This window comes from Burkholderia lata, from assembly GCF_902499025.1.
Lineage (GTDB): Bacteria > Pseudomonadota > Gammaproteobacteria > Burkholderiales > Burkholderiaceae > Burkholderia > Burkholderia lata_C.
Genome location: NZ_CABVPW010000079.1, coordinates 1 through 12,661 on the forward strand (window position 1 = coordinate 1; position 12,661 = coordinate 12,661).

The window sequence follows — 12,661 nt, forward strand, 5'->3', positions numbered from 1 at the left end:
CGCCCGCCACGCCGTCGCGCGCGCCGCCCGCCTCGGGCAGCCGCGGCGTGACGCGGCGCACGTAGCGCCCCTGCGCGAACAGCAGCGGGCCGAGGGCGGCGGTGGCGAACGGGTATCCCATGATGTCGATCCGGTGGCGGTTCAGGTGATTCAGGCGGGCCGGCGCGGGGTGGCGCCGGCGTGCGCCTATTGTGGCCGATCGGTGCGTGAACGGGGCCGGATTGGCCGGACGGACAGGGGGCGGCCGGCCCGTCGGCCCGCGCAGCCCCGCCCGGCGGCGCTCCCGAAAAGCGCGCCGCCGACGTGTTAACATGCGCGTCCTGCCCGCGTGTCCGCTTGCTTCGCCAGCCCGCCGCGCACGGCATCCTCCAGGCGTTCCGCCGTCAACCGCAACACCATCCGTCATCATGTCCGCAGGCCTCAATTCCGCCCAGAACGAAGCGGTGCGCTACCTCGACGGCCCCTGTCTCGTGCTCGCCGGCGCGGGCAGCGGCAAGACCCGCGTGATCACGCAGAAGATCGCGCACCTGATCGAAGCGAAAGGCTTCGAGCCGCGCCACATCGCGGCCGTCACGTTCACGAACAAGGCGGCCGCCGAAATGCGCGAGCGCGTGTCGAAGCTGCTCGAGGGCAAGACGCTCACCACGCCGGGCAAGGAAGGCCGCAAGGTGCCCGTCAACCAGCTCACCGTCTGTACGTTCCACTCGCTGGGCGTGCAGATCCTGCGCCAGGAGGCCGAGCACGTCGGCCTGAAGCCGCAGTTCTCGATCATGGATTCGGACGACTGCTTCGGGATGATCCAGGAGCAGATCGGCACGACCGACAAGGGCCTGATCCGCAAGATCCAGAGCACCATCTCGCTGTGGAAGAACGGCCTGATCATGCCCGAGGAAGCGATGACGATCGCGGCCAACGAGGACGAGCACCAGGCCGCTCTGGTCTACCGCAACTACGTCGCGACGCTGCATGCGTACCAGGCGGTCGACTTCGACGACCTGATCCGCCTGCCCGCCGAGCTGTTCGCGAAGAACGAGCCCGTGCGCGACCGCTGGCAGAACAAGCTGCGCTACCTGCTGATCGACGAGTACCAGGACACCAACGCGTGCCAGTACGAGCTGCTGAAGCTGCTCGCCGGCCCGCGCGCGGCGTTCACCGCGGTGGGCGACGACGACCAGGCGATCTACGGCTGGCGCGGAGCGACGCTCGAGAACCTCGCGCAGCTCGGCAAGGATTTCCCGAAGCTGCATCTGGTCAAGCTCGAGCAGAACTACCGGTCGACGGTGCGCATCCTCACCGCCGCGAACAACGTGATCGCGAACAACCCGAAACTGTTCGAGAAGAAGCTGTGGTCCGAGCACGGGATGGGCGATTCGATCACCGTCACGCCGTGCAACGACGAGGAGCATGAAGCCGAATCGGTCGTGTTCCGGCTGTCCGCGCACAAGTTCGAGCGGCGCGCGCAGTTCCGCGACTACGCGATCCTGTACCGCGGCAACTTCCAGGCGCGGATCTTCGAGCAGGTGCTGCGCCGCGAGCGGATCCCGTACGTGCTGTCGGGCGGGCAGTCGTTCTTCGACAAGGCCGAGATCAAGGATCTGTGCGCGTACCTGCGGCTGATCGCGAACGCCGACGACGATCCCGCATTCATCCGCGCGGTCACGACGCCGCGCCGCGGGATCGGCAACACGACGCTCGAAGCGCTCGGCTCGTTCGCGGGCCAGGCGAAGGTGTCGCTGTTCGAGGCCGTGTACATGGGCGGGATCGAGGCGCGGCTGTCCGCGCGGCAGGTCGAGCCGCTGCGGATGTTCTGCGACTTCATCCAGCGCCTGACCGACCGCGCGGACAAGGAACCTGCAACGGTCGTGCTCGACGACATGATGGAGGCGATCCACTACGAGGCGTACCTGTACGACGCGTTCGACGAACGGCAGGCGCAGTCGAAGTGGCAGAACGTGCTCGAATTCCTCGAATGGCTGAAGCGCAAGGGCACCAAGCCCGAGTCGGAGGCCGTCGACGGCGAAGCGGAAGGCTTCCACAACGCGGACGGGCTCGCCGATACGGGCAAGAACCTGCTCGGCCTGATCCAGACCGTCGCGCTGATGTCGATGCTCGAGGGCAAGGATGAAGACCCGGACGCCGTGCGGCTGTCGACCGTCCATGCGTCGAAGGGGCTCGAGTATCCGCATGTGTTCCTGGTCGGCGTCGAGGAGGGCATCATGCCGCACCGCGGTGGCAGCGAGGACGACGGCCCGATCGACAACGAGCGGATCGAGGAGGAGCGCCGGCTGATGTACGTCGCGATCACGCGTGCGCAGCGCAGCCTGCACCTGAACTGGTGCAAGAAGCGCAAGCGGGCGCGCGAGACGGTCGTGTGCGAACCGTCGCGCTTCATCCCGGAGATGGGGCTCGACGACGCGCCGCCGCCGACGCCGGAAGAGGCGCCGATGTCGCCGAAGGACCGGCTCGCGAGCCTGAAGGCGTTGCTGCAGAAGTGATGAGGCGCCGCCGCCGGGCGCACGGCGTTCCGGCGATCCAGTGACGCCGACAAAACAAAACCCCCGCGATGCGTATGCGTCGCGGGGGTTTTTTACTGACGGCCGGGTGGGCTTACTTCGACGCGTTGACCATGTAGTCGACGGCGGCCTTCACGTCGGCGTCCGACGCGTTCGACCCGCCCTTCGGCGGCATCGCGCCCTTGCCGTGCAGCGCGTAGTTGTAGACCGTATCCATCGAGTCCTTCAGGCGCGGCGCCCAGTCTTCCTTGCTGCCGAACTTCGGCGCGCCGAGCACGCCCGCCGCGTGGCAGGCCTGGCAGGTCGACGTGTACAGCGCCTTGCCGGCGTCGGCGCCGGCCGGGGCGGCCGCGGCCGCCGGTGCTTCACCGGCCTTCGGGATCGCGGCGAGCGCAGCCTGGGCCGCGGCGATTTGCGCGCTCGCGGCGTCCGCCGGGCCTGACGCGCCCGCGGCGCCGCTGGCGGGTTGCGCCGCGTTGGCGGCCGGTGCGGCCGGTTCGGGGAAGTTCGCGCCGTCGTTGTTCGCCATGTAGACGATCGCACGGGCGATTTCATAGTCGCTGACGTCGTCGGGGCTCGTGCCGCCGCGCGGCGGCATCGCGCCCTTGCCGGCCAGCGCCGTCTTCAGCAGCGTGTCGAAGCCTTGCGAGATGCGCGGCGCCCAGTCGTCCTTGTTGCCGAACTTCGGCGCGCCGGCGGCGCCCGTGCCGTGGCAGGTCACGCAGACGGCCTTGTAGACTTCCTCGCCGGTCTTGTACGTGCGGGGCGCGTTGGCGTCCTTCACGTCGACCTGCGCGAGCGGGGCGATACGCGCGGCAACCTGTTCGTCGGATAGCGCGTCCGTGCCGGCGCCGTAACGGAACGCATGGTTCGCATAGTTGGCGAACAGGACGATCAGGATGATCGGAATCGCGAACGACGCGATGATGACGGCAATCAGCTGCCCGGGAGTTTTGACGGGAGATTCGTGGGGTGCTTCGCTCATGCTTGCCTCGTCTCCGTGATTAGGAATTGTGAGCGCGGTGCAACGGCAAATGGCAGTCCAATGAAGCCCGGTCGATTATAGACGGAACGTTTACATCACGGCGAGCGGTGCGATGGCGCGTGTTTACCCGCACGCAGCGGGGCCCGGCGGGGATTCGTCGGGCAAGGTGGACGCGTCATGGGAAACCGGGTATCCTTGCCGTCTTGCCCATCGTGGGCGGCCTGTATATTGGGGTCGCTTCACTGTCACAGGCGCCCGTAGCTCAATGGATAGAGTACTGCCCTCCGAAGGCAGGGGTTGCTGGTTCGATCCCAGCCGGGCGCGCCAAGCCTAGTCAGGCTCTCAGCGGTTTTCTCCTTTCGTCGCACTGTCTCGTTGCAGCTGAATTGCAGCTGGCACCGGCACGGGCTCGGCCGTCAGCGGCGCGACCCACTGCGCGAGGTGGTCGGCCGACAGGTGCGCGTACCGCTGCACCATTTCCATCGTCTCCCATCCGCCCAGTTCCTTGAGCACCTGCAGCGGCGTGCCGCGCTGCACGTGCCAGCTCGCCCACGTGTGACGCAGGTCGTGCCAGCGGAAATCGCTCAGGCCGGCACGCTGCAGCGCGTTGGCCCACGCAGCCGTTGCCGTCTGGTAGACGGGCCTGCCGCGATAGGTGAACACGCTGTCCGCGCACTCCGGCGCCCGCGGGTTCGCGCGCTGGCGGCGCAGCACCGCGATCGCGGTATCCGAAAGCGGCACCGTGATGGCCTTGCGCGCCTTCGCCTGGTCAGGGTGGATCCACGCGACGCGCCGCGCCAGGTCGACTTGCGACCACCGCAGCCCCGTCACGTTGGAGCGGCGCAGGCCGGTCTCGAGACTGAAGCGCGCCATGTCGGCGAGATGCGCGGGCAATTCGGCGAGCAGCCGCTCCGCTTCGGCCGGGGTCAGCCAGCGGATGCGCTTCGAGACGATCTTCGCGCGCTTCGTGACCGGCGCGCGCTCCAGCCATTCCCATTCGACCGCCGCATTCAACACCGATTTCAGCACGCCGATCACGCGACGCACGGTGCCGTCGCTGACGGCCCGGTCGGTCTCGACGATGCCGTGCCGGGTGCGCACCGTGCGCGGCTCCCGGCGCTTGGCGAGCGCGATCGCGTCGACGCGATTCCGGTCGATCTCGACGAGCGCGACGCCGGACAAGTGCCGGTCGAGCCAGCGCAGGTGAATCTTCGACGTTTCCAGGCTGGCGAGCCCCGCGCGTTCGCCGACATAGCGCACGACCGCGTCGTTCCACGAATGGCGCGGCTTCGTGCCGAGCCGCGCCTGGTTCCACAGGTCGACCTTCAGCCGGTCGTGGAATTCCTGGGCCTGCGCTTTGTCGCGGGTGCCAGTGCTTCCCTGTACTGGCGTTCCGCCGCCAGGGGGGTACAGCTTGTATTGCCAGTTCGGGCTGGTTTTGCGTTTGTAGAGCGACATGGGCGGGTTTCCTGTTGCTGATCGTGCTGATCGTTCCGGGCGACTGGCGGCAGCCATTCGCCGGCGAGGTAGCGCTGCAGGGCGGCGACGGAAAAGATCCAGCGCTTGCCGACCTTGCGGCCGGGCAGCGCGCCGGCCCGGGCCTTCAGGCGCACCGTTTCGGGATGGGCGCCGAGCAGGGCCGCGGCGCCGGCCAGGTCGACGGTGGCCGGATGCGCGCCGTCGGCAGGCCGCGCGCCGGGCGGGCACGCAGCGCAACTCGTGGAGTGATGGATCGCGTGTGAAGGGTGCATAACACGTTGATGTTCAAGCGTTTTATTGGCCATCGGTTGCCATCACTCAGGCGTGGCGGCCGCGCGGAACTCATGGCGCGAAACCGCTGCGTCGCCGGCGACCGATGGCAGCGCGGCTCCAACTCGTGGTGCGCGATGGCGGCGGGCCGCGCTGGCTTCCCGGTTCTCTTTCTTCTTTTTCTTCAATGAGTTGAAGAGAGAGAAAGAAGAAGGGACGGCAGCCGGCGCGCGAACCGGACTCGTGGCAAAAGCGGCGTGACACGTGGCGAACCCGGCGCGACGCAAGGCGGCAGTTCCCTCAGGAATCAAGGACTTGCGAGCCGGCACCCGCGATAACCACGACTCGCGTGCGCTGCCTGCCGGCTCCCGGCGGGCGCCGCCGCGCGGTGACGCGTCGTACAGGGCGTGGCTCATGCGCGACCTCCGTGCAGCGCGTCGGTCGCCAGATCCTCGCGCACCGACACGTGCAGGCCGAATGCGGCCAGGCGCTCGAGCGACACGGGCGTCAGGTACGGCACGCGGCGCATGTAGATGCGGCGCTCGACCTCCTTCTCGCCGACCACGACGCCGGCGTGCTTGAGCTGCGCCTTGAACACGCGATCGGACTTCACGGGCAGGCCGTTCCACTTGTCGCGCAGCGCGCTCGTGTGCGCGAGGTGATCCATCACGTGCCCGGTGCGCAGCAGCAGGCAGAATTCGCCGTCGACGGTGTCGAACGTGTACGGATGCTTGTAGTTGCCGCCGTCGATTTCCGACAGCACCGTTTCCATGATCCAGACCCACGGCTCGCGGTCGGCGCTCGTTTCGGCGACGTGGCCGTTCATCTCGGCGATCAGGTCGCGCGGGAAATCGCCTTCGCTCGGATCCATGCCGGCGAATTCGCACAGGTAGCGCCACGCGAGCCCGATGGCCGCGTAGTTGCCGGCCATGCGCCGCGCGCCGTCGTCCTCGCCGCTCGCGCGGCAGCCGGCGAGCGCCTTGTCGCGCAGCGTCGCGTACTGGTCGAGCGCGGTGCGCCGGTCGAGCCCGGTCAGGAATTCGAGCCATTGCCGGACCGGGAAGCGCGGCAGGTCGTCGGGCAGCAGCGGCCCGCGCTTGCCGGTCAGCGTCGTGCGCACGAGCTTGCCGAGCAAGCTGCGCACCGGCACGTCCTCGCCGGCGAGCATCACCGGCGCGCACAGCAGGTATTCGGTCATGTCGGTGCCGCGCCGCGTCACCGTGTACTGGTAGTTCTCCTGCAGCAGCCCGACCGCCTTGTCGATCACGTCCTGCCGCCGTGCCGACAGTTCTTCCCAGCCGACCGGGTGGCTCGTGTGACTGATGCTGGTCAGCAAGCGGAATTCGGTCTGCAGCGACTGCCCCGAGAACATCGTGAACGCGAGCGAGCGTTCGAGCCGCTTGATGAGCGTCGACTTGCCCGCGCCCTTGTTCGCCTGGATCGTCAGGTGCGGCCAGAAGCCGAGCAGCGCCTTCAGGTGGCCGCCGAGTGCCCACACGAGCGGGATCGTCGCGGCGTTCTGCCGGAACGTCGTCTGGTAGGCGGCGATCACGCGGCGCGCGTCGCTCACCGGGCCGCCCGGGAACGTCAGGTTGTGATACGGGCACTGCTTGTCCGCTTCGGTGAAGTAGCAGTCGGGGCCTTCGTTGACGATCAGCCGCCCGTCGCGCCACGCGAGCCCGACGAAGTTCGCGGCGCGGCGCGCGCCGAGGTCGGCGCCGCGCTCGAGGATGTTCACCATCCGCTTGAACGGCGCCGGCGCCCAGATCGGGCCGAACTTGCTCCACTGGTCGACGTTGTGCAGCTGGTCGTCGAGCATCACGCGGCGGATCAGCTGCGCACCGTGCCGCGGCGCCTGCACCGACACGGCGAAGTAGACGGTGGGCGCCTGGTCGGCGTCACCCGTCATCGTCGACGTCGCGCTCGCGACGGCCACGCGGCTGATGCCGGCGATGCGGAAGCCGCACAGGTCGGTCATCACGGGCGTGTCGACGCCGGATTCCTCGTTGCGATCCATCTTGGCGATGTAGTTCGTGAAGTCGGGCCGGACGCGAAACCGCCAGTACTGCGCGAAATCGTGCGCCGGCAGGAAGATGCGCGGCCGGCCGCGGCGCGATGCGTCGCCGGGCAGGCCGGCGACGAGCCACGGCTCGAGCTGGTCGAGCGCGCGCGCCAGGTCGGCCGCGCCGCGCAGCTGCAGGTAGTCGTTCACGTCGTTGATCGGCGCGCGCGCGGCGTCGCCGTCCGCCAGATCTGCCAGCCAGCCCGACTGGTCGACCAGCACGGCGCTGATGTCGAGCGCGGTCAGCCGTTCGTGGAGTGCCCACGCGGCCTCGGGGCCGGGGCGCTGCCCGGCGCGCGGGTGGCCTTCCGCGAACGGCTCGTCGTTGTCCAGGCAGATCGTGACCTGCTTGCCGCGCAGGAACGCGAAGTCGATGCGCTCGACGTTCGCGAGGCCGCGCAGCGCAAGCGCGGCCGTCCCGGGCAGCGCGCAGGTGTCGATCGACAGCGCGTTGATCGCGCTTTCGACGATGACCACGCGTCTGGCGCGGTCGAGCCGGCGCGCGTCGGCGGTCCAGCCGTAGCCGGCCTTGTCGCCCTGGGTCTGGGTCTTGACGCCGCCGTTGAGCGCGGGGTCGACGTAGCGCATGTCGACCGCGACGACGCGCGCATCGCCCGGCGCGCGCACCACGAACGCGGCGGCGGGGCCGCCGTGGCCGACATCGCCGGCGGCGATCTTCGGGCTCGTCCACGTGTTGAAGCCGAGCGTGCGCGCCGCGAACGCCGTGTCGAGCGCCGCGGCGGAGATGCCGCGGCCGCCGAGGTAGTCGCGCACGCGCTCGCGCTCGGCCGTGCAGCGGTCGGCGATGTATTCGACGGTGGATTTCTCGCGGCGCTCGGCCGGCGCCGGGCGCTCGGACGGGAGGCCGTACGCGTCGTGGAGATAGCGGACGGCGTCGGCCACCGTGCCGCCGCGCGCGTGGATCACGAGGTCGATGCACGAGCCGCCGGCGTCGGCGCTGTGATCGCGCCAGCCGGTGCCGTACTTCGGATGATTCGCATAGATCGACAGCGACGGGCTCCGGTCCGCGTGCTGCGGCGAGTGATAGAGCGCGCGGTCGCCGCCGCGGCCGCGTTTCAGGCCGAGACGGCCGGCGAGGTCATGCAGGTCGATGTGTCGTTTCAGTTCGTCGATCGAGGCCATATCGGGGTCATTGCTGCCGTTCGGGTTGCGGTGGTGCGGGCGGCGCGGGATGGCCCGTCGTCGCCGGCGAACCGGCGAGCGCGCGCAGCGCGGCGGCGGATTGCGGGAAACCGAGCGCGAGGCGATCGGCGAGCGCCGACACGAAGCGGCCGAGCGTGCGTTGCCGCTCGGGGCTGTCCGGCGGGGCGTCGAAGTTCAGCGTGTCGGCGGCCGCCGCGATCGCGGCGCGCAGCGCGGCGTCGTGCGGCGCGGGTTCGGTGGCGTAGCGGTTCATGTGCGCGCCTCCGGGCAATCGACCCGTACGCAGTGCGCAGGGTGGCGGGCAATCGCCGCGCTGGCGGGGCATCGGACGGTGCGGCCCGCGTGGATCGGGATCATGAGGTGTCCTTTTCAATGAAAAAGGCGATCCCTCGCGCCACCGGGGCACGATGCGAGGGAAACGCGGGAACGAGGGGTTAGGGCGTCAGACCGGCAGCTCGAGTTGCGCGGCCAGGCGTTCGCGGACGTGCGGCGAGAGCGGCAACTGCAACGCGAGGTTCGGGACGGCGGACGGCGACAGCGTGCGGGCGAATTCCATGTTGACGACGTACGTGTGGCCGCACTCCGGATTCGCGCACTGGAAGGTGATTTCGCGGAACGTCAGCGACATTTCGCGGCTGCTGCGCGCGGTGGCGCGGGTGCGGCAGTGCGGGCAACGGTTCAGGATTCGCATGGGGGCGTGCTCCGGGCGAGAGTCTGCGCATGACCGGGTGGACAGTGGGCTGCGCGGGCGATCCGGCCGCATCGCTGGCCGATCGGCGGATTGGTGCAGGCATGCGCGTGGCTCACAATCGACGCTGCGGGCACGGACGGTCGGGCGCGTTCGAAGGCATGGAACATGAGGGGACCCGGTTCAACGGCCGGCGGTGCGCGAGCGCGGCGTCGCGATCGCGCGCAGGTGGCTCGCGCCGATGCGGATCAGTTCGCGCGCCATGCTGGAGATCGAGCGGTTGCGCTGCGCGGCGAGCTGCTCGAGCTCGCCGCGCTCGAGCGGCGTCAGCCCTACGTAGACGGGCTTGTCCGACATCGTGCCGCGCGGCGAACGGCGCGGGCCTTTGGGAGTGGTCATGGTCGGTATACTTTGTCGAGATAGTCTTGCGTTACGGTAAGGCCAGTGTAATGAGCAAAAAACAGCGCGTCAATTGTTAATGGGTAATTTATGACACAAATCGGGAGTCGCTTGCGGGACGAGCGCTTGCGGATCGGGCTCAGCCAGGACGAGTTTGCGACCGTGGGCGGTGTCGCGAGGCGCTCGCAGTCGGCGTACGAGTCGGATGAGCGCTCTCCCGACGCGTCCTATCTGCTGGCCGTTCGCGAGATCGGTGTCGATATCGGCTACGTGCTGACCGGCGAACGGTTCGCGGCAGGCGAACCGGCGTCGGAGGGCGGCGGCCGCGACGCGGACGAAGCCGACGTGCTGGCGATGTACCGGCAGCTCAACGACGCCGGCAAGGCATCGCTGCACGCGTTTCTCGCCAGCTGCATCAGCACGGGCGCGATGGTGCAGGCGGTGGCGCCGCGGCGCGCGAAGCGCCTGCCGGAGAATCGCCGCGCGGCACTCGATCAGCGCACGGCGGAAAACGTCGACCGCGCGATGGCCGAGGTCGAGCGGCTGAAGTCGGAGCGGCTGAAGTCGGAGCGCGCGGCGAAGCAACCGAAGAAATAAGCGGCCGCGCGGCCCGACGCACCGCGCTGCTGTGCATGCCGGCAGCGCGCTACACGCGGTCGCACGCAGCCCGATCCGGCGGCGGCGCGGGCGGCCCGTCCCCTTTCCGTTTTCCCGGTTCCACCGTGGTGCGTCGAGCGCGCCGCGCAAGGTCATCGGATAAAATCGGACGAATCACTGTATATCCATACAGTATTGGTTTAGCATTCTGAAAGCCGGCGAGCTGGCGGCGGGGCGTTCCGAGGCGACCCGTCATGTCAGGCGGCCCCCGGTGGATGACTGAGTTTGCGGAGACCGGAAAATGGACACCAACAGGAAGCACGACATCGGGACGATCGGCGTGTCGGCGCACGCCGACCATCGCGCGGACACGCGTGGATCGACGATGGGCCCGCCGCGATATCGTCCGGACCTGACCGACGACGAGCGGGCCGACGCGCACGCAAAGATCGACAGCGCGATGCTGTCGGTCGGGCAAGTGCTCGAGGCAGCGCTGCAGGCGATGGCCAATTTGCGCGATGCGCGTGCCACGTTGCAGCAATGCGGCGACGTACGGGACACGCGCATGACGCTCGGCGGGCGTCAGCAGTCGAGCTGACCCACTGCGCTCCCCCGCCGGCCGGCATTCGCTCCGGCCGCTGCATCGAACCCGAGCCGCGCATCCCGCGCATTGCCTCGCCCCCACCCCCGAGATCCTGAATTCGCCACCGTGATCGCCGCAGTGCGATCGCGTGCCGGGCATCGCGGCACCGGCCGCCACGTGCGACTTCTCCGGTCAGCGCTTGCCGGTTCGACTCGACTTCTTTGGCGCGTCGCGTACCTCGAGCTCGAGCGCGGTCGTGAACCCGCCGTCGCCGATCGTATGCGTCGCCTTCTTCACGAGCCACGGCGTGTCGTCGATTTCCGGCTTGAACCCCGTCACGGTGACGGGCATCTCGGGAAACAGTTCGGGCCGGCCCAGGGCGAGCGTGTAGCTCAGCGTCGACTGGCCGCGCTGCGTGCGCGCATGGTCGGCTTGCGCGGCCGCCCGGGCCTCGGCTTCCGTTGCGTAATCCTCGGGCAGCACCTTGACGTTCTTGCCTTTCGCGTCGCCGACGACCACCGACAGCCGCCGCGCACTGCCGTTCGAGTGATAGTGCGCGCGCACCGACGTGTAATCGTCGCGCTGCGCGATGTGGTAGCGATGCTGGTCGCCGCTCGCGCGCGTGATGGCCAGCACGTCGAGCGGCTTGCCGCTGACGGTCTTGCCGCTGCCGATCGGCGTGAACAGCAGGCGCTTGTCCTTCACGGTCATCACCGCATCGTAGCGCTTGGCGAGGCGCGTCAGGAACGACATGTCGGATTCCTGCGTCTGGTCGACGTGGTCGATCCGCGTCGCGGCGAGCGTGGCGTCGACGGCGGCCGTGAGTCCGTAGCGCGTCGCGATGGTGCGCACGATCGCGCCGATCGTCTGCCGGTGCCAGCTTTTCTCGCGGCGCTCGTGCATCCCGTTCGTCATCGATGCCGAGCGTGCGCGGATCGTGATGATGTCCGGTGCGCCGCTGTGCTCGACTTCGTCGACCGTGAACGCGCCCTTGTCGACGAGCGGCTCGCCGACCCAGCCGATCGACAGCTTGATGTTCGCGCCGCGTTTCGGAATCGCGAACGCGCCGCGCGCGTCGTCGAGCACCAGGTCGAGCATGTCGGCCTCGTCCGCGCGCGATTCCGACAGCGACAGGCTGATGAGGTTGGGCGCGATCAGGCGCGACAGGTCGCGGCCGTCGAGCGTGATCCGATAGTCGGCCTGTGGCTGCACGCGCCCCGCGCGGGCCTGCGCGTCGCCCGGCTTGCGTTCCAGCGTGCTCATTGCTCGTCCGCTCCGCTTTCGTCGTCCTGCTGCGGTTCGGACAGCACGCCGTCGTCGACGCGCTTGAGCGTCAGCGTGAACGCGATCTTGCGCGCGATGCCTTCCTTCGTGTGATACGTGGCCGTCTCGTTGAGGCTGTCGATGACGTACGCGCCGTACACGTTGCCGTTCCCGTCGACGAGCACGTACGCGTCGCCGGCGTCGCCCATCCGGGCGAGCGCCTCGATCGACGCGATCTCGCCGATGCCGTTGTCGGGGGCGACGATGCCGGACAGGGTGATCGTGTCGTCGCCGGCGCCGGTGAACTGGCTCGCATCGCGCACGCCGATGCGCGAACTGGTGCGGTGCTTCCAGTTGCGCTGGCGCTGGAGCTCCTGGTAGGGCGTGGTCGCCAGGCTGAAAACGAACTGGTCGAGCGACATCATCATGGGCGGGTTTCCTTCAACGAACGATCAATCGGACAGGCGCGAGCCGGCGCGCGACGCCTTCGCGCGTTCGGTGCGTTCGAGCTCGGCACGCACCATGCGCGCGATCTCGGCCGCATCGGCGCCGGGCGGCGGCGCGATGTTGATGGTGACGGGGCCGGCCGCGGGCGCGGCGCTGGCGGCAGCGGCGGCCGGCGCCGTGAGCGGCGCGCGGTAGTCGAGCGACAGGTTGT

15 protein-coding genes, 1 tRNA gene and 1 pseudogene are annotated in these 12,661 nt (G+C 69.0%); 5 read left to right on the top strand and 12 right to left on the bottom strand.

Going from position 1 to position 12,661, the window contains the following annotated elements:
- Positions 1–121: pseudogene (locus BDI24065_RS41280) on the bottom strand (SGNH/GDSL hydrolase family protein); the annotation flags it as partial.
- Positions 122–407: 286 nt separating this feature from the next.
- Here BDI24065_RS41280 and BDI24065_RS39985 point away from each other — a divergent pair.
- Positions 408–2,495, top strand: a complete 2,088-nt coding sequence (locus BDI24065_RS39985) for a UvrD-helicase domain-containing protein (RefSeq protein ID WP_175035818.1) — start codon at positions 408–410, stop codon at positions 2,493–2,495.
- Positions 2,496–2,607: 112 nt separating this feature from the next.
- On the opposite strand, the gene BDI24065_RS39990 is transcribed toward BDI24065_RS39985, so the two are convergent.
- On the bottom strand, positions 2,608–3,498 hold the full coding sequence (locus BDI24065_RS39990) for a c-type cytochrome (RefSeq protein WP_175035819.1): 891 nt from the start codon (positions 3,496–3,498) through the stop codon (positions 2,608–2,610).
- Between the two features lie 251 nt (positions 3,499–3,749).
- On the opposite strand from BDI24065_RS39990, the gene BDI24065_RS39995 reads away from it, so the two are divergent.
- Positions 3,750–3,825 (top strand) — tRNA-Arg (locus BDI24065_RS39995).
- Between the two features lie 15 nt (positions 3,826–3,840).
- On the opposite strand, the gene BDI24065_RS40000 is transcribed toward BDI24065_RS39995, so the two are convergent.
- Positions 3,841–4,911, bottom strand: coding sequence for a tyrosine-type recombinase/integrase (locus BDI24065_RS40000; protein WP_254609955.1), 1,071 nt, complete (start codon positions 4,909–4,911; stop codon positions 3,841–3,843).
- On the bottom strand, positions 4,824–5,084 hold the full coding sequence (locus BDI24065_RS41285) for a DNA-binding protein (RefSeq protein ID WP_254609956.1): 261 nt from the start codon (positions 5,082–5,084) through the stop codon (positions 4,824–4,826). Before BDI24065_RS41285 ends, BDI24065_RS40000 begins: the two co-directional genes overlap by 88 nt.
- Between BDI24065_RS41285 and BDI24065_RS40005 the strand changes: the two genes are divergently transcribed.
- On the top strand, positions 4,971–5,240 hold the full coding sequence (locus tag BDI24065_RS40005) for a hypothetical protein (protein WP_217481853.1): 270 nt from the start codon (positions 4,971–4,973) through the stop codon (positions 5,238–5,240). The genes BDI24065_RS41285 and BDI24065_RS40005 overlap by 114 nt on opposite strands.
- A gap of 51 nt (positions 5,241–5,291) precedes the next feature.
- On the opposite strand, the gene BDI24065_RS40010 is transcribed toward BDI24065_RS40005, so the two are convergent.
- The 5 genes from BDI24065_RS40010 to BDI24065_RS40030 all read right to left on the bottom strand — a co-directional run bounded on the left by BDI24065_RS40010 (position 5,292) and on the right by BDI24065_RS40030 (position 9,560).
- Complete coding sequence (locus tag BDI24065_RS40010; protein ID WP_175035821.1) at positions 5,292–5,663, bottom strand: hypothetical protein; 372 nt, start codon at positions 5,661–5,663, stop codon at positions 5,292–5,294.
- Positions 5,660–8,452, bottom strand: coding sequence for a toprim domain-containing protein (locus BDI24065_RS40015; protein ID WP_175035822.1), 2,793 nt, complete (start codon positions 8,450–8,452; stop codon positions 5,660–5,662). The genes BDI24065_RS40010 and BDI24065_RS40015 overlap by 4 nt, the downstream gene beginning before the upstream one ends.
- Before the next feature lie 7 nt (positions 8,453–8,459).
- Positions 8,460–8,726: a hypothetical protein gene (locus tag BDI24065_RS40020; RefSeq protein ID WP_175035823.1), complete on the bottom strand. Its 267-nt coding sequence runs from the start codon at positions 8,724–8,726 to the stop codon at positions 8,460–8,462.
- 189 nt (positions 8,727–8,915) lie between these two features.
- Positions 8,916–9,164 carry an ogr/Delta-like zinc finger family protein gene (locus BDI24065_RS40025; RefSeq protein ID WP_048251455.1) on the bottom strand — a complete coding sequence of 83 codons (249 nt, stop codon included), beginning with the start codon at positions 9,162–9,164 and terminating at the stop codon, positions 8,916–8,918.
- Positions 9,165–9,344: 180 nt separating this feature from the next.
- Complete coding sequence (locus BDI24065_RS40030) at positions 9,345–9,560, bottom strand: hypothetical protein (RefSeq protein WP_175035824.1); 216 nt, start codon at positions 9,558–9,560, stop codon at positions 9,345–9,347.
- A gap of 90 nt (positions 9,561–9,650) precedes the next feature.
- Here BDI24065_RS40030 and BDI24065_RS40035 point away from each other — a divergent pair, with 90 nt between their 5' ends.
- A complete protein-coding gene (locus BDI24065_RS40035; RefSeq protein ID WP_438820051.1) occupies positions 9,651–10,157 on the top strand; it encodes a helix-turn-helix domain-containing protein in 507 nt (168 codons plus the stop codon).
- Between the two features lie 301 nt (positions 10,158–10,458).
- Complete coding sequence (locus BDI24065_RS40040) at positions 10,459–10,755, top strand: hypothetical protein (protein WP_175035825.1); 297 nt, start codon at positions 10,459–10,461, stop codon at positions 10,753–10,755.
- Positions 10,756–10,932: 177 nt separating this feature from the next.
- On the opposite strand, the gene BDI24065_RS40045 is transcribed toward BDI24065_RS40040, so the two are convergent.
- The 3 genes from BDI24065_RS40045 to BDI24065_RS40055 form a co-directional block, all read right to left on the bottom strand.
- The gene (locus tag BDI24065_RS40045) at positions 10,933–12,003 is read right to left on the bottom strand and encodes a phage late control D family protein (protein WP_175035826.1); all 1,071 of its coding nucleotides are present in this window, start codon (positions 12,001–12,003) and stop codon (positions 10,933–10,935) included.
- Positions 12,000–12,431, bottom strand: coding sequence for a phage tail protein (locus BDI24065_RS40050; RefSeq protein WP_174916735.1), 432 nt, complete (start codon positions 12,429–12,431; stop codon positions 12,000–12,002). Before BDI24065_RS40050 ends, BDI24065_RS40045 begins: the two co-directional genes overlap by 4 nt.
- Positions 12,432–12,455: 24 nt before the next feature.
- Positions 12,456–12,661, bottom strand: a 206-nt coding sequence (locus BDI24065_RS40055) for a hypothetical protein (protein WP_175035827.1), incomplete at its 5' end; no start/stop codon positions are given.